19 protein-coding genes and 1 riboswitch are annotated in these 19890 nt (G+C 68.5%); of the genes, 11 read left to right on the top strand and 8 right to left on the bottom strand.

The features are described from left to right. Positions 1–247: 247 nt before the first annotated feature. On the bottom strand, positions 248–934 hold the full coding sequence (locus ACFWNN_RS34790) for an NUDIX domain-containing protein (protein WP_382444189.1): 687 nt from the start codon (positions 932–934) through the stop codon (positions 248–250). Between the two features lie 55 nt (positions 935–989). Between ACFWNN_RS34790 and ACFWNN_RS34785 the strand changes: the two genes are divergently transcribed. After that, complete coding sequence (locus ACFWNN_RS34785) at positions 990–1937, top strand: SPFH domain-containing protein (RefSeq protein ID WP_382444188.1); 948 nt, start codon at positions 990–992, stop codon at positions 1935–1937. A 23-nt stretch (positions 1938–1960) separates the two neighbouring features. Beyond that, positions 1961–2785: a hypothetical protein gene (locus ACFWNN_RS34780; protein WP_382444187.1), complete on the top strand. Its 825-nt coding sequence runs from the start codon at positions 1961–1963 to the stop codon at positions 2783–2785. Here ACFWNN_RS34780 and ACFWNN_RS34775 read toward each other — a convergent pair. Beyond that, positions 2717–3994 carry an MFS transporter gene (locus ACFWNN_RS34775; RefSeq protein WP_382444186.1) on the bottom strand — a complete coding sequence of 426 codons (1278 nt, stop codon included), beginning with the start codon at positions 3992–3994 and terminating at the stop codon, positions 2717–2719. The two genes, ACFWNN_RS34780 and ACFWNN_RS34775, sit on opposite strands and share 69 nt — an antisense overlap. 87 nt (positions 3995–4081) lie before the next feature. Between ACFWNN_RS34775 and ACFWNN_RS34770 the strand changes: the two genes are divergently transcribed. Further along, positions 4082–4951: an SGNH/GDSL hydrolase family protein gene (locus ACFWNN_RS34770; RefSeq protein ID WP_382444185.1), complete on the top strand. Its 870-nt coding sequence runs from the start codon at positions 4082–4084 to the stop codon at positions 4949–4951. Positions 4952–5039: 88 nt separating this feature from the next. Next, positions 5040–5435, top strand: coding sequence for an SSI family serine proteinase inhibitor (locus tag ACFWNN_RS34765; protein ID WP_382444184.1), 396 nt, complete (start codon positions 5040–5042; stop codon positions 5433–5435). Positions 5436–5494: 59 nt separating this feature from the next. Here the strand turns inward: ACFWNN_RS34765 and ACFWNN_RS34760 are convergent, their stop codons facing one another. Beyond that, positions 5495–7735, bottom strand: a complete 2241-nt coding sequence (locus ACFWNN_RS34760; protein ID WP_382444192.1) for a Tat pathway signal sequence domain protein — start codon at positions 7733–7735, stop codon at positions 5495–5497. Positions 7736–7869: 134 nt separating this feature from the next. Here ACFWNN_RS34760 and ACFWNN_RS34755 point away from each other — a divergent pair, with 134 nt between their 5' ends. Further along, positions 7870–9750 (top strand): ABC1 kinase family protein, encoded by a 1881-nt coding sequence (locus tag ACFWNN_RS34755; protein ID WP_382444183.1) that lies wholly within the window; start codon positions 7870–7872, stop codon positions 9748–9750. Here the strand turns inward: ACFWNN_RS34755 and ACFWNN_RS34750 are convergent. Then, positions 9747–10151: a hypothetical protein gene (locus ACFWNN_RS34750; protein WP_382444182.1), complete on the bottom strand. Its 405-nt coding sequence runs from the start codon at positions 10149–10151 to the stop codon at positions 9747–9749. The two genes, ACFWNN_RS34755 and ACFWNN_RS34750, sit on opposite strands and share 4 nt — an antisense overlap. Before the next feature lie 70 nt (positions 10152–10221). On the opposite strand from ACFWNN_RS34750, the gene ACFWNN_RS34745 reads away from it, so the two are divergent. The 3 genes from ACFWNN_RS34745 to ACFWNN_RS34735 all read left to right on the top strand — a co-directional run bounded on the left by ACFWNN_RS34745 (position 10222) and on the right by ACFWNN_RS34735 (position 13398). Further along, positions 10222–10872 (top strand): TVP38/TMEM64 family protein, encoded by a 651-nt coding sequence (locus tag ACFWNN_RS34745; protein ID WP_382444181.1) that lies wholly within the window; start codon positions 10222–10224, stop codon positions 10870–10872. A gap of 503 nt (positions 10873–11375) precedes the next feature. Beyond that, positions 11376–12965: a TROVE domain-containing protein gene (locus tag ACFWNN_RS34740; RefSeq protein WP_382444180.1), complete on the top strand. Its 1590-nt coding sequence runs from the start codon at positions 11376–11378 to the stop codon at positions 12963–12965. Between the two features lie 79 nt (positions 12966–13044). Beyond that, on the top strand, positions 13045–13398 hold the full coding sequence (locus ACFWNN_RS34735; RefSeq protein ID WP_285643778.1) for a helix-turn-helix domain-containing protein: 354 nt from the start codon (positions 13045–13047) through the stop codon (positions 13396–13398). Between the two features lies 1 nt (position 13399). Here ACFWNN_RS34735 and ACFWNN_RS34730 read toward each other — a convergent pair whose 3' ends face one another. Beyond that, positions 13400–14764: an L-serine ammonia-lyase gene (locus ACFWNN_RS34730; RefSeq protein WP_382444179.1), complete on the bottom strand. Its 1365-nt coding sequence runs from the start codon at positions 14762–14764 to the stop codon at positions 13400–13402. Between the two features lie 26 nt (positions 14765–14790). Continuing rightward, entirely contained in the window at positions 14791–15174 is a 384-nt protein-coding gene (gcvH, locus tag ACFWNN_RS34725) for a glycine cleavage system protein GcvH (RefSeq protein WP_382444178.1), read from the bottom strand. 60 nt (positions 15175–15234) lie between these two features. After that, a riboswitch (glycine riboswitch) is annotated at positions 15235–15328 on the bottom strand. Between the two features lie 224 nt (positions 15329–15552). Here gcvH and ald point away from each other — a divergent pair. Then, a complete protein-coding gene (ald, locus tag ACFWNN_RS34720; RefSeq protein WP_382444177.1) occupies positions 15553–16665 on the top strand; it encodes an alanine dehydrogenase in 1113 nt (370 codons plus the stop codon). A gap of 70 nt (positions 16666–16735) precedes the next feature. Here the strand turns inward: ald and ACFWNN_RS34715 are convergent, their stop codons facing one another. After that, positions 16736–17416: a TetR/AcrR family transcriptional regulator gene (locus tag ACFWNN_RS34715; RefSeq protein ID WP_382444176.1), complete on the bottom strand. Its 681-nt coding sequence runs from the start codon at positions 17414–17416 to the stop codon at positions 16736–16738. A 9-nt stretch (positions 17417–17425) separates the two neighbouring features. Then, on the bottom strand, positions 17426–18874 hold the full coding sequence (locus ACFWNN_RS34710; RefSeq protein ID WP_382444175.1) for an MFS transporter: 1449 nt from the start codon (positions 18872–18874) through the stop codon (positions 17426–17428). A gap of 380 nt (positions 18875–19254) precedes the next feature. Between ACFWNN_RS34710 and ACFWNN_RS34705 the strand changes: the two genes are divergently transcribed. After that, entirely contained in the window at positions 19255–19437 is a 183-nt protein-coding gene (locus ACFWNN_RS34705; RefSeq protein WP_045312139.1) for a hypothetical protein, read from the top strand. After that, complete coding sequence (locus tag ACFWNN_RS34700) at positions 19437–19874, top strand: hypothetical protein (protein WP_382444174.1); 438 nt, start codon at positions 19437–19439, stop codon at positions 19872–19874. Before ACFWNN_RS34705 ends, ACFWNN_RS34700 begins: the two co-directional genes overlap by 1 nt. Positions 19875–19890: the final 16 nt, after the last annotated feature.

The following is a 19890-nucleotide window of genomic DNA, read 5'->3' as shown; positions in this document are numbered from 1 at the left end:
CTCTTCGTCTGTTTGACAGACCCGTCCAGGTGTGGCCCGCTCTTGGCTCGACTCGTGATGGGACCCCACCGCCAACGCAACCAACAACGCAACAGGCAGCCGCCCTACGAAACAGGCGTGCCATCAGCCTGCCCACAGCGCTACCCCCTGATCAGATTGCCGGGGTCTGGGGCAGAGCCCCAGGGGAAGCACGCAACAGAAACCCGCCAACGCAACTCAACCACCTACGGGACGAACGCAAACCAACCTACGGCCCCGACACCCGAACCAACGGCGGGTGCAGCACCCCAACACCCCCACGCCGGTACAGCGCGGCCGGCCTTCCCCCATCCCGAGAGGTCGACTCCCCAGTCGGCACCAGAAACCCCTCCACCCCGGTCACCTTCCGATGGAAGTTCCGGGGATCCAACGAACTCCCCCAGACGATCTCGTACACCCGCCGCAGCTCCGCGACCGTGAACTCGGGCCCGCAGAACTCCGCCCCCAGCCCGGTGTACTCCAGCTTGGCCCGAGCCCGTTCCACCCCGTCCCCCAAGATCCGCGCATGGTCGAACGCCAACGAGGACACCGACGAGACCGGTTCCCACGAGGCAGCGGCGGCATCCGTTCCGGCCACCGGCACCGGTAGGTCGGGCGCCAGCGCCAGGTAGGCGACCGACACCACCCGCATCCGAGGATCCCGAGCAGGCTCCCCGTAGGTACCGAGCTGCTCCAAGTGCAACCCGGCCACCCCGGTCTCCTCGACCAGTTCCCGAGCAGCGGCGACGTCCAACGACTCGGTGACCAGCACAAACCCCCCAGGCAGCGCCCACTCGCCAAGAAAAGGCGCCTCCCCCCGCCGCACCAGCAGCGCGCACAGCGAGTCCCCGCGCACGGTCAGCACCACCAGGTCGACCGTGACGGCGAAGGGAGGGAAATCACTTGGCGAGTACACCCCACCCACTATAGGCTTATCGTCAATACGACGATAAGCACGAAGGAGCACGACGATGGCCGACATCAGCACGTACCCCGGACTCCGCCACCTCCGCGGCGCCCCCACCGTCCACATCCGACACGTCCGGAAGGGCGCGCTGGTCCACGAGGGCACCGGCCTGAGCTTCTGGTTCCGCCCGAGAACCGCCGTGATCAGCGAGGTCCCGGTGGACGACCGCGAGCTCCCGATGCTCTTCCACGCCAGAACCCAGGACTACCAGGACGTCACGGTCCAGCTCACCATCACCTACCGCTGCACCAACCCGGAGATCACCACCGAGCGCATCGACTTCTCGATCGACCCGGACACCGGCACGTGGCGCCAGGACCCGCTGAGCCAGATCGCCAACACCCTCACCGAGAGCACCCAGCAGCACGCCCTCAAGACCCTCGGCAACCTGGACCTCGACACCGCCATCAAGACCGGCGTGGAACGCGTCAAGCAGCAGGTCCGCGAGAACCTGAAGGCCGACCACATCGGCCTGGAGATCATCGACGTCCGGGTCGTGGCGATCCGCCCGGACGCCGACATGGAGAAGGCCCTCCAGACCACCGTCCGGGAACGCGTCCAGCAGGAGGCCGACAAGGCCACCTACGAACGCCGGGCCATCGCGGTGGAACGCGAACGCGCCATCGGCGAAAACGAGCTGCAGAACCAGATCGAGCTCGCGAAGCGCGAAGAGCTCCTGGTCGTGCAACGAGGTGCGAACGCCCTCAAGCAGGCGGAGGACCACGCCCGTGCCGCGCGGATCGCCGACGACGCCAAGGCCGAGGGCATCCGCAAGCTCGCGGAAGCCGAGGCAGCGGGCGAGAAGGCACGGCTCGACGCCTACCGGGACGTCCCGCAGGAGACCCTGTACGCCTTGGCCGCCAAGGAACTCGCGGGCAACCTGCCGGAGATCGGCAGCATCACGCTGACGCCGGACCTCATCCAGCCGATCCTGAACCGGCTCGCGCGATGAGCCTCGCCCCGCGAATTGTGCTGGTGCATCGACGCACCGAGCTGACAGAGTTGCTGGCACGACACGGGACGCGAGGGCAGGTCGAGTTCTTCCTCAAGTCCCGCAACCGAACCCTGGACGAGGTGGTGGACCGTGACCAGCAGGCCCGGCAAGCGCTGGGAGAGGTCAGCGCCGCCATCCCGCTGGACTGGCGCCGCGGCGTGGTCGAGCGGGAAGACCTGTCGCGGTTCCTGTTCGCGCCCGAGGACGTAGTCGTCATCGTCGGTCAGGACGGACTGGTCGCCAACGTGGCCAAGTACCTGAACGGCCAGCCCGTCATCGGCATCAACCCGGACCGGGGCGTGCTCGCGCGGCACGCCCCCGCCGACGCCGCGCAACTCCTGCACAACACGAGCGACACCGAAGACCGCACGATGGTCGAGGCGACCACCGACGACGGTCAGACCCTGCACGCCCTCAACGAGATCTACGTCGGCCACCCGACGCACCAGACCAGCCGCTACCGCATCGGCCCGGAACGCCAGGCGTCGTCCGGAATCCTGATCGGCACCGGCACGGGCTCGACGGGCTGGTGCAGCTCGGCCCACCGCGAGCGGAAGAGCGCCATCCAGCTCCCCACCCCGACCGAACCCAGGCTCGTCTGGTTCGTCCGGGAGGCCTGGCCGTCGCCGACCACGAGCATCGACCACACCGAGGGCGAGATCACCCGCGCACCGCTGGACATCGACGTGGAGACCGACGGCCTGGTGGCGTTCGGCGACGGCATCGAGAGCGACGCGCTACGACTGGGCTGGGGCCAGCGGCTGCGCGTCGGACTCGCCACCCGCCGGCTCCGCCTCGTGCGCTGACCCGATCACGAGCAGGCACACGCCGGACAGCACCGCACCGGCGATCAGGTACAGCGCGATCGCCCAGGTTCCGGTGCGCAGCAACGACTGTGCGACCAACGGCGCGAGCCCGCCGCCCAGCACCGCGCCGAGCTGGAAGCTCAACGCCACCCCGCTGTAGCGCACGCGCGTCCGGAAGAGCTCGGCGAAGTAGGCGGCGGACGGGCCGAACAACGCCGCCGAGCCCACGAACCCGAGCACCATCGCGAACGTGAACCAGCCGGAGTCGGTGAGCCAGAACAACGGGAACGCGAACGCCGCCTGGAAGACCGCCCCGCCGAACATCACCGGCAACCGCCCGATGCGGTCCGACAACAGCGCGAAAGCAGGCACCGCAACGACCTGAGCGATCGACCCCACGATCGTCGCGACCAGCAGGTCGTCCGCGGAGATCTTCAACGCCGTGCGCCCGTACCCGATCATGAACACGCTCAGCACGTAGATGAAGATCGTGAAGCCGAGGTTCACGCCGGCCCCGAGCAGCACCACGCGCCACCGGTCCCGCAGCACCTCGGCGATCGGCATCCGCGCCTTCTCGGCCCGTTCGAACCGCGGCGACTCCGTGACTCGCAACCGGATGTAGAGCCCGATCCCGACCAGCACGATCGAGAACACGAACGGCAAGCGCCAGCCCCACGACAGGAACGCGTCCCCGGACGCCCGCGACGACGCGTACATCGCGAGGTTCGCCAGCACGAGCCCGACCGGCGACCCGATGAACACCCAGCTGCCGTACCAGCCCCACCGCCCCGGCGGCGCGTGTTCGACGGCCATCAGCGACGCGCCACCCTGCTCGCCGCCCATGAAGAAGCCCTGCACGACCCGCAGCAGCACCAGCAGGATCGGCGCGAGGATGCCGACCTGGGCGTACGTAGGCAGCAGGCCGATCAGCGCCGTCGACAGGCCCGTCACGGACAACGTCACCACGAGCATCGACCGGCGTCCGATCCGGTCGCCGAGGTGCCCGATCACCGCGCCGCCCAACGGCCGGGCGAAGAAGCCCGCGCCGAACGTCGCGAACGCGAGCAGCACGCCCACGCGCGAGTCGAACTGCGGGAAGAAGATCTTGTCGAACACCAGCGCCGACGCCGTGCCGTAGAGCAGGAAGTCGTACAGCTCGATCGTGTTGCCGACCGCCGAAGCGGCCGCCACTTTGCGTACCCCCGTCATCGTTCCAGCCTGGTGGAGGGATTGACACTGCGCAATGGTCCGGTCACCCTTCGTCCTACGTTCCTACTCTTCAGTAACGAGGTAGCAATGACGCGCCGAGTGACTGTTGTTTCCCTGCTAGCGACCCTGATAGCAGCGTTTCTGGTCCCGACCGCCACCGCTGCGCCGAAGTACCGGAACTACGTCTCGCTGGGCGATTCGTTCGTGTCCGGACCGTTCATCCCCCTGCAGCGCCTTGATCCGCTGAGCTGCTTCAAGTCCACCCAGAACTACCCGTCGGTCCTCGCGAAGAGGCTCGGCATCGCGAACTTCACCGACATCTCCTGCGGCGGCGCCCAGACCAAGGACATGGCCGGTGTCCAAACGGGCATCCCCGGCCAGTCGGTGTCCCAGTTCTCCGCCCTCAAGGCCGACACGGACCTCGTCACCGTCTCGATCGGCGGCAACGACATCGGCTTCTCCGACATCATCCTGACCTGCGCCGGCAAGAGCGTGCTCGACCCGCACGGCGCGCCCTGCAAGGCGAACTACGGCGACTCGCTGGCCCAGCGCGTCGACGCCACCGCCGCCAAGGTGGCCGCCGTGCTGGCCGGCATCAAGCAGCGCAGCCCGAAGGCCAGGATCGTCGTCGTGGGCTACCTGAGGATCCTGCCGTCCTCCGGTGGCTGCTGGCCGATCGTCCCGATCTCGCGCGGCGACGTCCCGTACCTCGACAACGTCCAGAAGCTCCTCAACGGAATGCTGAGCACCCAAGCCAAAGCTGCGGGTGCCACGTTCGTGAACCCCTACGACATCAGTTCCGGTCGCGATACGTGTGCGGCACCGTGGGACAAGTGGGTCGAAGGCATCATCCCGACGAGCCTCGCGTTCCCGGTTCACCCGAATGCCAGGGGAATGGAAGCGGTGGGTAAGCAGGTGGCCGCCGCTCTCGCCGGGACGGAATCGACCGGCGTCTAGTTGCACGCACTTTCGGCGGTTTACACGATGTGGTGTTTACCGCTCAGTTGGTTGGAATTCCGGGTCCTTGCCGCGCCAGAGTGGTGGCATGGCAAGGACCCGAATCTTGTTTGCCTGTCTCGCGCTGGCCGCCCCGCTCATCCCCGGGACGGCCCAGGCAGCGCCCCTGACAGAGCACCTCCTGCCCGCCTCCGGCCTGATGCTCTCGTTGCAGCCGGAGATGGGCACGCTCAGCACCACGCAGCTGAACTGCGAACCGGCAGGCGGCCTGCACAAGAACGCCGAGACGGCGTGCGACCAGCTCATGCCCGTCGAAGGCGACTTCCGCAGACTGGAAGAGACCGGGGCGATGTGCACGATGGAGCTGAACCCCACCAAGGCCACGTTGCGCGGCAAGTGGCGCAACAAGAAGATCGACTTCCAGCAGGTGTACTCGAACCCGTGCGTCGTGCGCGCGTTCACCGGCAAGGTCTTCGACTTCTGACGGACCGCGTGTGCCGGTGTCCCGCCGCACCGCCGTCGCGACGGGGCACCGGCAGCGCCCTAACCAGGTAGACCCCAAGGCAAGACCGGTGATCCGCCCACCGGTCCGACCAACAGATCAGGCTTGTCACCGCTGCGGTGGATGATCGCTTCCTCACCGCGGCGCAGGTCGATGCGCAGATCTCCGTTGGGCAGCACCGAGAACCGCCTCGGCCTGCCGACTCGATCCCGCACGACCGGATCTTTGATGTCCGTGCGCACCACGCACGGCGCACCGGCCTCGCTGCGCACCCGGATCCACCGCGTGACCCCGTTCTGCCGGGACGCGGACAGCAGGAACGCGCCCTGCGTGCGGAAGTCGTCGAGCGCGATGTCCGGCCACGGCGCCGCGGGGAACACCCGGATCACGCCGCCCCAGCTCTGGCAGAGCATGTCGTACATCGACTGCACCGCGCTCAACGGCGTTTCGATGACCGGCCCCGACTCCTGGTACATCGTGTTCGGCTTGATGTACCGGCGCATCAGCTCGCCGAGGTAGTGGTCGGCCTGGTCACCGCGCAGCATCTGCGCGCTGATCGACGCGGCCCCGGTGAACGTGTAGCCCTGCAACGCGCCCTCGAAGCTGATCCAGTGGTTCAGCGACGTCTCGATGACCTGCCGGTGCGCCGGGTCCTCCCAGGTCACCTCGTACAGCGGGTAGATCTGCAGCAGGTGCGAGTAGTGCCGGTGCGACTTCGCGAACGGCACCCCGGCGCCGATCATGTACCCGTTGGCGTCCACGGGGTACGGCGTGAGGTTCGCGAGCGCGTCCCGCCACTTCGGGATCAGCGGATCGTTGACGCGCAACGACTTCGCGGCCTCCAGCAACGTCCGGCAGCCCCACCGGAGCAACGCGAGGTCGTAGGTGCAGTCCGGCGCGTTCACGCCGTACTCGGGTGAGAACGTGATCGGCAGGTGCCACTTCCCGTCGGAACCCTTGAACAGGAAGTGGAAGTAGTAGTTGATCGCCCTGCGCAGCAACGGGAAGAGCACCCCGCGCAGCACGCGGTCGTCCATCGTGTGCCGGTAGGTGAGCCAGACGTTGTGCAACGTCCAGGTGAGGTTGCCGACCTCCGGTGTCGGCGTCTCCTGCCCCGGAACGCCCACGCCATAACCGGAGTTGCCGATCCCGGCGCCGTTGTTCAGCACGGTGTCGGTGGTGCGCGGGACGCCGGCCGAGTCGTGCCGGTACTGCGCCGGCACCTGCTCGACGAGCACGTCCCGGTACCGGTCGGCCGAGTACGTGACCGCGTCGAAGTCGACGTGGTTGGAGCCGTGGATCAGCCAGTACTCCAACTGCACGTTGAGGTTCCACCACGTGTTGGGCCACGGCGTGTTCTCCAGCCACGGCCCGCAGGTCGCGATCGCGGGCGCCTCCTTCCGCGCCGCCGACGCGAACTTGTACAGCTGGATCCAGTAGAACGACTCCAGCCGTTTGTCCGGAATGGACAGAAAGCTCCTGCGGTAGAAGTCGTGCCACCACAGCCGGTGGTCGACGGCCAGCGCGTCGATGGAGCCGCACCGGACGTGCGTGATCGCCTTGCGGGCCGCGGTTTTCGCCGGATGTGACCAGGCGACGCTGGTGAAGAGCGTCCTGCGAGTGCCGCGGGTGACCTCGCGCCACGCCGTCACGTGCTCGCCGCCGGCGTTCAACGGTTGCACGGCGAGCTGAACGTCATCGGCGTTCGTGAGCTGCACGGGCGGGTTGTCGGTGAAGCCGGGCGGCGGCGGACGACCCCACTTCGGGTCGGTGCGCGGGCTGATCGCCTTGAGCGGGTGGAAGACCCAGCGGAACGTCCGTTCGCCCTCGCTCGCCTGGACGTCGATCGCGTACACGTCGCGGCGGGTGTGCACGAACGCTCTGAGCCGCAGGCTGCCCGCCGCCGTGGTGATCGTGCCGGTGAGCTCGGCGTTCCACAGGTCGAGCCGCCAGTCGACGGCCGTGATCGCGCCGACGGGTTCGAGCGTGAAGTAGCCGATCGGCAGCCGGGCGAGGCCGAACAACGCCCCGAACTCCGGCCGGTGGTCCTGCACCTGCGAGTGCTGGACGTTGAAGCGGACGGCGTTCGCGCCCGGCTCCGCGTAGATGCCGGACCCGAGGTAGCCGTTGCCGAGGAACGGGCCCTCGAACCACGTCGAGGGCATCTTCTTCCAGATGAGATCGGATGACCCGATGAAGTCCTTCCAACTGAACGCATCACCCGCGAAAGCGTCCGCCGGAACCAGAGCACTGCTCGCAACCCCAGCTAGTGCGCCTGCCATCACCGTACGCCGGTTGAGCTCGACCACTTCCGAGCACCTCACTTCGCTGTGCGGTCGGGTCTTCGCTGGCGGCGATTCATCGGATCTTTCGCGAGCGGCCTGCCTGAGTCAAGAGGCGTGCCTAGGCTTCGATCATGGGGGACTTCCTCGTCTACACGATCGGCTTCCCGATCACGTTCCTGCTGCTGGTCCTGGGCATGGCCCTGGCCGCGCGGCGCATCCTCGGCCTGCGCATCGGCCTCATCCGCACCGCGCTGGCGTGCCTGCTCGCGATGTCGGTCGCCCAGAGCGCGTTCGGCGAGACCGCCGCCGAGCCGTCGGCGGGCCTGGTCACGCTCCAGCTCGGCATCTCGATCCTCGCGGTGATCGCACTGCTGGCGTTCGCGGAGATCATCGTGCCGACCGGGTCGATCCCGCCGCCGACCGAGTGGTGGGGCATGGCACGCCGCCGGATCGCGCGAACCCGGCGGTACTCGCGGATCACCGCGATCGCGTTCCGGCACGGTCTGGGGCCCTACCTGCGCGGCCGGGAGCGAACCTCCACGGGCCTCGCGCGGTCGTTGCGGCTCGCACTGCAGGACGCGGGCGTGACGTTCGTGAAGCTCGGCCAGGTGCTGTCGACGCGGGCCGACCTGCTGCCCGAGGACTTCGTCGAGGAGCTCAGCCTGCTCCAGGACAAGGTGCCGGCGGCGAAGTGGGACCAGGTGCGGGCGGTGCTCGACGCCGAGGTCGGGCTCGACGCGTTCGCCGAGGTCGATCCCGAACCGCTGGCGGCCGCATCGATCGCGCAGGTGCACCGGGCCGTGCTGAAGTCCGGCGCCGAGGTGGTCGTGAAGGTGCAACGGCCGGACGTGCGGGCAACGGCCGAGGGCGATCTGGACATCGTCTCGCGGCTCGCGGAGACGTTGCAGCGCACGCGGTGGGGCTCGGCGCTCGGGGTGCGCGACCTCGCGGCGGGGTTCGCGGCGGCGTTGCGCGAGGAGCTCGACTTCAAGATCGAGGCGCGCAACATCACGACCGTCGCGGCGGCGTCGGACTCGTCCGTCGGGCTGCCGCACGTTCACCTGTCGACCTCGCGCGTGCTCGTGATGGACCGGCTCGACGGCGTCCCGTTGCGCGGCGCCGCGGAAGACGTGGGGCTCGCGCGGACGTTGCTGCGGTTCGTGCTGCGCCAGGTGATGCTGGACGGCGTCTTCCACGCCGATCCGCACCCCGGCAACGTGCTGCTGCTGGCCGACGGACGGCTCGGGCTGCTCGACTTCGGCTCGGTCGGGCGGATCGACTCCTCACTGCGTTCGGCGTTGCAACGGCTGTTGCTCGCGATCGACCGCAGCGACCCGGCGGGCCTCACCGACGCGTTGCTGGAGCTGACCTCACGACCCGAGGACATCGACGAACAACGGCTGGAGCGCGCGTTGGGCCAGTTCATGGCCCGGCACCTCGGCGCGGGCATGCGGCCGGACGTCGAGATGTTCGGCGACCTGTTCCTGATCGTGTCGCGGTTCAGGCTGAGCGTCCCGCCCGAGATCGCGGCCGTGTTCCGCGCTCTGGCGACGCTGGAGGGCACGCTCGCGGTGCTGGCGCCGGGCTTCAACATCGTCGTGGAGTCGCGGTCGTTCGCCGCGGAGCAGATCTCCGAACGGCTCACGCCGGAGTCGGTGAAGGCGACGATGGCCGAGGAGCTGCAGGCCGTGCTGCCGATGCTGCGCCGGCTGCCGCGGCGGGTCGACCGGATCAGCGGGGCGCTCGAACAGGGCCGGCTGAGCATGTCGATGCGGCTCTTCGCGGACGAACGTGACAGGTCGTTCATCACCGGCCTGCTGCACCAGGTCATGCTGACCGTGCTGGGTGCGACCGCAGGCGTGATGGCGGTGCTGCTGCTCGGCTCGTCCAGCGGTCCCCAGGTCGCCTCCGGCATCGGGCTGTACCAGGTGTTCGGCTACAACCTGCTGATCATCAGCGTGCTGCTGGGTTTGCGCGTCGTCGTCACGGTGTTCAGGCCGCGTTCCTCCTAGAACTGCCTGCGGTACACCGAAACGTCGTCGCGCCAGACGCCGAAGTGGTCCGGCGCTGACTGGACGATCGTCATCTCGTTGAGGTGCCCGAGGATGCGCCACGACCGCGCAACCGCTTGCGCGCCCGCGTACGCGATGGTGCAGAAGCGGCGGGGTTCGACGACCGTGCGCACCCGGTCGACCTTGCCGACGCTCATCGGCGTGTCCTGCCAGAGGTCCAATGTGTACCCGGTGCGGATCGGGTCACCGGACCCCAGCACGCCCTCGATCGAGACCACCAGCCGGTCGCCGTCGAGCCTCAGGTCGTGGTGCCCGCTGCGCGGCGGATCACCGCCGGTGTACGCGGAGCGTGCCGGATCGAGCACCCAGTGCCCCAGAAAAGGCACGAGATCGTCACTCATGAGTGTCCCTTCGCGGAACCTGCGCCACTGGCGGATTGTCCGGCGGATCTACGTGGGCGACCATCACCCGATGAGTTATGAGACGGGCGTTCGGTGGAAGTGGATACCGGCCGTCGTGCTCGGCTTCGTGCTGCTGAGCTGGATCGTGTTCGAGGCACTGGACCTCATCGACTTCGACGGAGTGGTCGCGTGGGTGCGCGGCATCGACCCGGTGTGGGCGGCGGCGGCGATCTTCGCCCTGCTCGTCGTGGACGTGCTGCTGCCCGTGCCGTCCACTCCGCTCATCGTGCTGGCGGGAACGGCACTCGGCCTGCCCTTCGGGCTGGCACTCGCGATCGTCGGATCCCTGGGTTCCTCTGCCGCAGGGTACGCCCTGGGGCGGTTCGCGGGCCCGTGGCTGGTGCGCCGGGTGGTGACCATCGAGGAGCTGACCGAGATGCGGCGCTGGGGCCGTCAGTTCGGGCCCTGGTTCTTCGGTGTGGCGCGCGGAATCCCGATGATGGCGGAAACGGTGTCGGTGTCCGCCGGCGTCTCCCGGGTGTCGTTCCGGACGTTCATGGCGTTCACCCTCATCGGAACCATCCCGATTTGCGCCGCCTACGTGTTCGCGGGGTCCCAGGCCGACACGGTCGAACAGATCGTGATGATCAGCGCCGTCGGATTCCTGCTCACCGTCGGCCTCTTCTACCTGCTCCGCCGACTGGTGAAGGCGGCGCCTTAGAAAAACCTGTTGCAGGGTGTGGTTGTATTGCAAGTGCGCCCGGTGCGCAGCGGAGGGTTACTTCGGTGATAACTAGGTTCAACTCCTGGAGCCGGCTCCGGCCGGTCTTTGACCTGCTCCGGCGGGTCAGTCACCTTCTGCGATTTGATCTCGGGCGTCCAAAACTCCACATCGGCCAGAATTAAATCACTGGCGCGGTGTGGTTGCATAGAAATCGCACCCGGTGCGAGGCAGGGGGATACTTCCCTTCCAAGGAATGGCCCAGTAAAGGCCACCCTCCTTCTGCGGCTTGATCTCGGGAGCACACAACTTCACACGTGTCCGGTGCGAAGCAGAGGGTTACTTCCATTCGGGATGGGCGGGTTGCGGGTTCGAATCCCGCCGGCCGGGAAACCGGTCGTAGCTCAATCTGGCAGAGCAGCAACGTACCTTCCGCGACTCTGATCTCGGACACGTGTGGGGTCTGTGGGCTCCCCTTTTGCATCTTCGAGGGGGAAGAGCCAATGGCGAAGTTCAACATCTTCCGCGCGCGTCCGGCGGCCACCAGCCCCGTCACGTCCGCGCCGGTTCCGGCGAGCGTCACGTACGAGGGCGGACCCGGCCACGTCCGGGACACGAAGTCCGAGCTGTTCCTGCTCGCCGTGGCGAACATGGGCGGCGAGGACACCTTCTACGAGTCCGGCGGCCGGCGCGACGACCGCTTCACCCAGCTCGTCCACGAGGCCGCACTGGAAGACCCGGAGTGGACCGCGCGACTGCTCGCGTGGCTGCGTTCCGAGGCGAACATGCGCACGGCCTCGCTCGTGGGCGCGGCGGAGTTCGTCGCCGCACGCCTCGCCGCGGAGTCCGACGCGGGCATCACCAACCGAGCCGTCATCGCCTCGGTGCTGCAGCGCGCCGACGAGCCCGGCGAACTGCTCGCCTACTGGACCGGCCGGCACGGCCGCCGCGTCCCGAAGCCGCTGAAGCGAGGCATCTCCGACGCCGTCGGGCGCCTGTACAACGAGCGCGCCGTCCTGAAGTGGGACAGCGACGCCCGCGGCTTCCGCATGCCCGACGTCCTGAACCTCGCGCACCCGGCTCCAGCCGCACCCTGGCAGGGCGACCTGTTCCAGTACGTCCTGGACCAGCGCCGCTCGGCCGACGCGGCCGTCCCCCAGTCGCTGCGCGTGATCGCGGCACGGCGTGAGCTGATGGCGTGGCCGGTGGAGCAGCGTCGCGCGCTCTTCTCGCGCCCGGACGCGGCCGACGTGCTGCGCGGGGCCGGGATGACGTGGGAGGCCGTGTCGGGGTGGCTGCAGGGGCCGATGACCCGCGAGGTGTGGGAGGCGCTCGCGCCGTCCATGGGCTACATGGCGCTGTTGAGGAACCTGCGGAACTTCGACGAGGCAGGCATGTCCGACGAGGCGGCGGCGGCCGTCGCGGCACGTCTGGCCGACCCCGGCCAGGTCGCGCGCTCGCGCCAGTTCCCGTTCCGCTTCCTGTCCGCCTACGAGGCCGCGCCGAGCCTGCGCTGGGGCCACGCCCTGGACCAGGCCCTGCAGGCATCGCTGGCGAACCTGCCCGCGCTGCCCGGCCGTTCGCTGATCCTCGTCGACACCTCGGGATCGATGACGGGCGGCTCCTTCTCGGCGCGCTCGAAGGTCACGCCGGCCAAGGCCGCCGCGGTCTTCGGCGTCGCGCTGGGAGCCAAGGGCGAGCAGGTCGACGTCATCGGCTTCGCGGACGGCACGTTCCGGCACGACATCGCCCGCGGGGCGTCGGTCATCAAGGAGATCGACCGGTTCCTCGCGCGCAACGGCGAGGCCGGGCACGGCACGGACATCGCCGGGTCGCTGAAGCGCACGTACCGGGGTCACGACCGCGTGTTCATCATCTCGGACATGCAGACGGTGTCCGGGCCGCACGGACGTGGCGTCGGGGACCTCGTGCCGCGGCACGTGCCGATCTACGGCTTCAACCTGTGCGGGTACCAGACCGCCGCGTACGCGACCGGCGGGGCCAACCGCCACGAGTTCGGCGGCCTGACCGACGCAACGTTCAGGTCCATCCCCCTGCTCGAGGCGGGCCGGAACGCCACCTGGCCGTTCTGACGGGTGTGGGAGCTCCCTTTACGCGGGGAGCTCTCACACTTACTTTCAGTTAGCGTTCTGACCAGCTACAATTCTTCTCATGGACTACGATGTGTTCGCGAAGGCGTGCCCGTCACGTCCCACGCTGGAGCACGTCACCGGCCGGTGGGGCAGCCTGACGCTGAGCGCTCTCGACGCAGGCCCGCTGCGGTTCAACGAGCTGCGCCGCCGCGTCGACGGGGTCAGCGAGAAGATGCTGTCCCAGACGTTGCAGGCGCTGGAGCGGGACGGGCTCGTGCACCGCGAGGCGCAGCACACGAACCCGCCGCGGGTGGACTACAGCCTGACGCCGCTCGGGCGCGAGACGGCGGTCAAGCTGTTGTCGTTGATCCATCACCTGGAGGCGTCGATGCCTCAGGTGCTCGATGCGCAGGCCGCGTACGACGCCCGCTGACTCAGCACTCGATGACGTTCACGGCGAGTCCGCCGCGGGCCGTCTCCTTGTACTTGACCGACATGTCCTTGCCGGTGTCCCGCATGGTCTTGATGACCTTGTCCAGCGACACGAAGTGCGAGCCGTCGCCCCGCAACGCCATCCGCACCGCCGTGATGGCCTTGATGGACGCGACGGCGTTGCGTTCGATGCACGGGATCTGCACCAGGCCGCCGATCGGGTCGCACGTCAGCCCGAGGTTGTGCTCCATGGCGATCTCGGCGGCGTTCTCGACCTGTTCGGGGGTGCCGCCGAGCACCTCGGCCAGGCCGCCGGCGGCCATCGAGCAGGCCGAGCCGACCTCGCCCTGGCAGCCGACCTCGGCACCGGAGATCGACGCGTTCTCCTTGAACAGCACGCCGATCGCGCCCGCCGTCAGCAGGAACCGGACGACGCCGTCGTCCGAGGCCCCCGGCACGAACTTCGTGTAGTAGTGCAGGACGGCGGGAACGATGCCGGCCGCGCCGTTGGTCGGCGCGGTGACGACACGGCCGCCGGCGGCGTTCTCCTCGTTGACCGCCAACGCGAACAAGGTCACCCAGTCCATGACCCGCAGCGGGTCGGTGACGAAGTGCTCGCTCTCCAGCCGCTTGCGCATCTCGGCGGCGCGGCGGCGGACCTTCAGGCCGCCGGGCAGCGTGCCGTGCTCGGTGCAGCCGCGTTCGACGCACTCCTGCATGACGTGCCAGATGTGCAGAAGTCCTTCCCGCACTTCGGTTTCCGTGCGCCACGACAGCTCGTTGGCCATCATGATCTCACTGATCGACAGGCCGGTCTCGCGGCAGCGCGCGAGGAGCTGGTCGCCGGTCAGGAACGGGTGCGGCAACGGCGTGGTGTCCGGCTTGATGCGGTCGGTGCCCGACGCGTTCTCGTCGACGACGAAACCGCCGCCGATCGAGTAGTAGACGGCGTGCTCGACCGACTTGCCGCCGGCGAAGGCCTCGAAGCTCATCCCGTTGGGGTGCAACGGAAGTGACTTGCGGCGGTGCATGACGAGGTCGCGGTCGTGCGTGAACGCGATCTCGTGCGTGCCGCCGAGCCTCAGCCGTCCACTGGAGATGATCTCCTCGACGCGTTCCGCGGCGGCGGACGGGTCGACCTCCTCGGGGAGGTTGCCCTCCAGGCCGAGGAACACGGCCTTGGGGCTGCCGTGGCCGTGGCCCGTCGCGCCGAGCGAGCCGAACAGCTGGACGTGCACGCGATCCACAGTGGACAGCTGTGGGCCGAGCTTGTCGACGAACATCGCGGCCGCGCGCATCGGGCCGACCGTGTGCGAGCTGGACGGTCCGATGCCGACGGAGAACAGGTCGAAAACGCTGATCGCCACTGATCAGTCCTTCGTGGTGGTGGAGGTCAGTCAGTCTTGGTGAGCTCGGCGTACTTGGCCGCCGTGAGCAGGTTCTCGGCCGACTCGACGCGGACCTTGAACAGCCAGCCCTCGCCGTACGGGTCGTTGTTCACGATCGCCGGGTCCTGCACGACGGCGTCGTTGACCTCGATCACCTCGCCGGTCACGGGCGAGAACAGGTCGCTCACGGACTTGGTGGACTCGAGCTCACCGCACACGGCGTTGGTGACGACCTTGGCACCGACCTCGGGCAGCTGCACGTAGACGATGTCGCCGAGCGCGTCGGCGGCGTATTCGGTGATTCCGCAGGTCAGCGGGTCCTGGGTGCCCGGCGTCCAGTCGACCCACTCGTGTTCGACGGTGTAGAGCAGGTTCTCGGGGAACTCCACGGCGACTCCTCTGGCTGTGACGGGTCAGGACACTTCGCCCCCTCCGCCGTGCAGAGTTGCCTACCCCGAGTGGTCTTGCTGCCTGAGAGTGTGCGGGAGCTTGCCCCTTCGGCGCCCCGACTGCGTTCGTCGAGGTCTCTCCCACGCGGGTTCTGACGCTGACGCGCCGCGGCCGGTGTTCAGTTCTCGGCGCGAACGCTATGTGCGGCCCCCGCCGAGTGTCAACGCGGGAAGGTCAAGTGGAACGCGAACAACACTCAGGTCGCTCTGTCCTAACTGAACAACCGGAGGGTTACCGGATAGTGCGATCAGCACAGTGACATGACCTTGCGACTGGCCCACATTATGAGATGTCGGCCACCGAACGGAGGAGTCATCGTGCGGATCGCTGTTCCCCGCGAGATCAAGAACCACGAGTACCGCGTCGCTCTCACCCCTGCCGGTGCGCACGAGCTGACCAGCCGCGGCCACGACGTCTACGTCGAGCAGGGTGCCGGTCTCGGTTCCGCGATCACGGACGAGGAGTACCTCGCCGCGGGTGCCAAGATCCTCGCGACCGCCGACGACGTGTGGGCCGAGGGCGACCTGGTCCTCAAGGTCAAGGAGCCGATCGCCGAGGAGTACCCGCGTCTCCGCGCCGGCCAGACCCTCTTCACGTACCTGCACCTCGCCGCCGACAAGCCGCTGACCGAGGCGCTGCTGGCGTCCGGCACCACGGCCATCGCCTACGAGACCGTGCAGCTGCCGAACCGCGCGCTGCCGCTGCTCGCCCCGATGTCGGAGGTCGCGGGCCGCCTCGCCCCGCAGGTCGGCGCGTTCAGCCTGATGAAGCCCTCCGGCGGCCGCGGTGTGCTGCCCGGTGGCGTCCCCGGTGTCGCCCCGGCCCGCGTGGTCGTGATCGGCGGCGGCGTGGCGGGCGTCAACGCGGCCACCATCGCCGTCGGCATGGGCGCCGACGTGCAGATCCTCGACACCAACGTCGACCGCCTGCGCCAGATCGACGCCCAGTTCCAGGGCCGGCTGCGCACGCTCGCGTCCAACTCGTTCGCCATCGAGCAGGCCGTCCGCGAGGCCGACCTGGTCATCGGCGCCGTGCTCGTCCCCGGTGCCGCCGCGCCGAAGCTCGTGTCGAACACGCTGGTCGCCGACATGAAGCCGGGCTCGGTGCTCGTCGACATCGCCATCGACCAGGGCGGTTGCTTCGAGGACTCGCGCCCGACCACGCACGCCGAGCCGACCTACGAGGTCCACAACTCGGTCTTCTACTGCGTGGCGAACATGCCGGGCGCCGTTCCGCGCACCTCGACCTACGCGCTGACCAACGTGACGCTGCCGTACGCCGTCGCGCTGGCCGACAAGGGCTGGGAGAAGGCGCTGAAGGACGACCGTTCGCTCGCCCTGGGCCTCAACGTCCACGCGGGCAAGCTGACCAACGGCCCGGTGGCCGAGGCGACCGGCCTCGCGCACACGCCGCTGGAGTCCGTGATCTGAAAGCCGGCCAGATGAAAGCCAACTGAATGAATGAGGCCCCCGCACGCGAGCAACGCTGCGGGGGTTTCGCCTATCTGAGGGCCGAGATGCGCGCCTTGATGCCGTCGATCACGCAGTCCAGGCCGAACTCGAACTGCCCCTCCAGCGACCAGATCTCCGGCTGGTCCAGCATCGTGACGTAGGTCGGGTGCTTCTCCCGGTACAGGTCGGCGATCTTCGCGAGGTCCGGCGGCGGCGAGTCCATGCCGCCCCGGGCGGTGAAGTTGACCTCGGCGATCGCGTACCCGACCGCGAAGCTGGAGATCGTCGAGACAGACCGCGCCGCCCCTCCCAGCGACAGACCCGCCCGCAGCATGGGTTGCAACATCGCGTCGCTCATCGCCACGGCCTTCGGGCCGATGCTGTTGAACTCGCCGATGCCGCGGATCCACCACGGGTGCTTGTGCGCGAGACGACGCATCGAGTGCATCATCTCGCGCACAGCGAGCTCCCAGTCGTCGTCAGGACCCGGCAGCGGGAACTCTCCGTAGATCTCGTCGAGGCAGAGCTCGATCAGCGCGTCCTTCGTCGGCACGTGCCAGTACAACGACATGGGTGCCGCGCCGAGCGCCGCCGCGAGCTTGCGCATGGACAGCTTCTGCATGCCGTCGGCGTCCAGCATCTCCATCGCCTTGCGCACGATGGCGTCCCGGCTCAGGCCGAGGGGCTGGCCGCTGCCGGGCCTGGGCTTGCCGAACCACACGCTGTCCACGTCGCGATCCTATGCACGTCGCAGCAGCACGCTGGCCACAACACCTCCCAGGAACACGGCGATCGCGCCGATCACGAGGCTCACGCTCATGCCGTTCGAGAACGCCTCGCGCACGGCCGTGATGTCCGCACCGCTGTGCAGCGCCTCGCTCAGCGAACGCCCCGACACGCCGTCCGGCAGTGACGCCACGAACCGCGCCGACAGCAGCGCGCCCAGCACGGCGATGCCGAACGAGGAACCCAGCTCCGTCAGCGTGCCGGACAGCCCGGACGCGATGCCGGCGCGTTCCGGCGGGATCGACCCCATCAGGGCGTTGACCGCGACCGGTTGCGACACACCGACTCCGACGCCGATGAGCACCAGCCCGGCGAGCGTCGGCGGGTAGGTGTCGCCGATCGACAGCAGCAGCACGCCGCCCGCGACGATCGTCATGCCGAGCAGCATCGCCCGGCCGGCGCCGAGCTTCATCACGAGCTGTCCCAACGTGTTGCTGGTGACGAGCAACGCGATCGCCATCGGCGCCACCCGCACGCCCGCCTCCAGCGGGCTGTACCCCAGCACGCCCTGGAGGTGTTGCGTCAGCAGGAAGAGCGAGCCCGCCATGCCGAACGCGGCCAGCACGCCCGACGCCACCGCGCCGGTGAAGCGGCGGTTCTTGAAGAACCCGAGGTCGAGCATCGGCTCGGCGGTGTGCCGTTCCCACAACGCGAACCCGGTCATCGTCACCAGCCCGATCGCCACCGGCACCCCGAACTCGGCCGAGCCGAACCCGTGCTCCGGCACCTCGATCACGGCGTAGACGATCGACACCATGCCGATGATCGACAGGATCGAGCCGAGCACGTCGGGCTTGCGCACGGTCGGGTCCTTCGACTCCGGCACCAGGAACGCGACAGCCGCGATCGCGAGGAGCGCCACCGGCACGTTGATCAGGAACACCGAGCCCCACCAGAAGTGCTTGATCAGCGCGCCACCGATCACCGGCCCGGCCGCGAAGCCGAGGCTCGTGACGGCGGCCCAGATGCCAATGGCCTTCGGGCGTTCCTTGTCGTCGAACAACTGCATGAGCACGGCCAGCGTGCCCGGCATCAGCACGGCGGCGCCGATCCCCATGAAGCCGCGGGCCGCGATCAACGCCTCGGACGAGCCCGCGTAGGCCGCCACCGCGCTGCCGGTGCCGAACAGCACCAGACCGGCCAGCAGGGCGCGCTTGCGGCCGAACCTGTCGCTCAACGACCCGGTCGTGAGCAGCAGGCCCGCCAGCGCGAGCGAGTAGGCGTTGATCATCCACTGGATGTCGGCGGTGCTCGCGTCCAAGCCCGTGGAGATGGACGGGATCGCCACGTTGAGCACGGTGTTGTCCAGCACCACGACCATCACGGACAGGCACAGCACGCCGAGCACGGCCCAGCGTTGCGGGTGCGGGTGCACCACGGCCTTCTCGGTCGTCGAAGTCATCTTTCCTCCCCCTTACGGTGTACGAGGAACTTACAGCGTACGAGACCGCAGGGCGCAAGCCGTTTTCGCTCAGGACGGAACGAGGTGACTCAAGCGCGCAGACGCGAGCGAGTTTCGGAAAGTTTTGGGGAAAATAAAGGGCGGCCGCGCTCAACCAGCCTGGGGGTCACTGGGAGCGGGGCCGCCGTCACCAAATATAGCGGGCTTCTCCGCGCCGCGCCCAGCACCCCCACCGAAACGCGACCCAAAAGTTTCCCCGAGTGGACCACCGCCCGTGTCCGGCCCGTCCAGCAAACGAGTGAATTCCGTGCCGCGCGGTGCGGCGAGCAGGGGCTTCGGCCGATGAAGACGGAGTCGGGTGTCCCTCGAAGGGAGATTCCATGGCTGAACCACAGGGATGGATCCACTGCCACGACCCGTTCGGTCGCGACAGATCGATGACCGTTCTGGTGGAGAACGACCGGGTCCTGCTGGTCACGCCTCCTGGCGAGACCGCTGTGATGTCCGCCACTCAGACGCGTCGGCTGGGCTCTTTGCTCGACCAGGCCACGGCGAAGATGTGATGGACGAGACCCTGCGCGACGCGGTGCTGCAACGCCTGGCACTGCTGGACAAGGTCGCCGAGCACGGAGAAGCCGAGGCGCTGGTCCCGTTGGCCCGCGCGGAGATCCACCGCCTCGCGGACGGCTGGCGCCTGCTGCTGACCGTGCACCAGCCCGACGAGGACGGCCGGTGCAGGGCCTGTCCCGGCTGGTTGCGGCGGCGGCGATGGCCTTGCCAGGTCTGGAACATGGCGCACCAGCACCTCATCGGTGAGGGCCTGCCGCACCGCGAACGGCGCCGGCCGTTGCGCAACCCCTTCACACGATCAGGTGTTATCGAACTGCCGGAGGAGACCCCGGCGGAGATGACCACCGAACTGCCCGTCGTGGCGGTGGAACCGTCGGTCGTGCACCGCGCGCCCGTCGTGTCCCGGCCCAAGCACGCCTTGCCGGAGTGACGATTCGGGCAGGATG

This window comes from Lentzea sp. NPDC058450, assembly GCF_042721395.1.
GTDB lineage: Bacteria > Actinomycetota > Actinomycetes > Mycobacteriales > Pseudonocardiaceae > Lentzea.
The sequence above is the reverse complement of the archived record's forward strand: the minus strand, read 5'-3'. Positions and strand labels throughout refer to the sequence as shown.

Bases quoted from the DNA above. Each gene is read 5' to 3' on its own strand.
- ACFWNN_RS34755 (WP_382444183.1), top strand. From the start codon at position 7,870: ATGGGGGACTTCCTCGTCTACACGATCGGCTTCCCGATCACGTTCCTG.
- ACFWNN_RS34735 (WP_285643778.1), top strand. From the start codon at position 13,045: ATGGACTACGATGTGTTCGCGAAGGCGTGCCCGTCACGTCCCACGCTG.
- ACFWNN_RS34750 (WP_382444182.1), bottom strand. From the start codon at position 10,151: ATGAGTGACGATCTCGTGCCTTTTCTGGGGCACTGGGTGCTCGATCCG.
- ACFWNN_RS34775 (WP_382444186.1), bottom strand. From the start codon at position 3,994: ATGACGGGGGTACGCAAAGTGGCGGCCGCTTCGGCGGTCGGCAACACG.
- ACFWNN_RS34760 (WP_382444192.1), bottom strand. From the start codon at position 7,735: ATGGCAGGCGCACTAGCTGGGGTTGCGAGCAGTGCTCTGGTTCCGGCG.
- ACFWNN_RS34740 (WP_382444180.1), top strand. From the start codon at position 11,376: ATGGCGAAGTTCAACATCTTCCGCGCGCGTCCGGCGGCCACCAGCCCC.
- ACFWNN_RS34765 (WP_382444184.1), top strand. From the start codon at position 5,040: ATGGCAAGGACCCGAATCTTGTTTGCCTGTCTCGCGCTGGCCGCCCCG.
- ACFWNN_RS34705 (WP_045312139.1), top strand. From the start codon at position 19,255: ATGGCTGAACCACAGGGATGGATCCACTGCCACGACCCGTTCGGTCGC.
- ACFWNN_RS34700 (WP_382444174.1), top strand. From the start codon at position 19,437: ATGGACGAGACCCTGCGCGACGCGGTGCTGCAACGCCTGGCACTGCTG.
- ACFWNN_RS34785 (WP_382444188.1), top strand. From the start codon at position 990: ATGGCCGACATCAGCACGTACCCCGGACTCCGCCACCTCCGCGGCGCC.
- ACFWNN_RS34710 (WP_382444175.1), bottom strand. From the start codon at position 18,874: ATGACTTCGACGACCGAGAAGGCCGTGGTGCACCCGCACCCGCAACGC.
- ACFWNN_RS34745 (WP_382444181.1), top strand. From the start codon at position 10,222: ATGAGTTATGAGACGGGCGTTCGGTGGAAGTGGATACCGGCCGTCGTG.
- ACFWNN_RS34770 (WP_382444185.1), top strand. From the start codon at position 4,082: ATGACGCGCCGAGTGACTGTTGTTTCCCTGCTAGCGACCCTGATAGCA.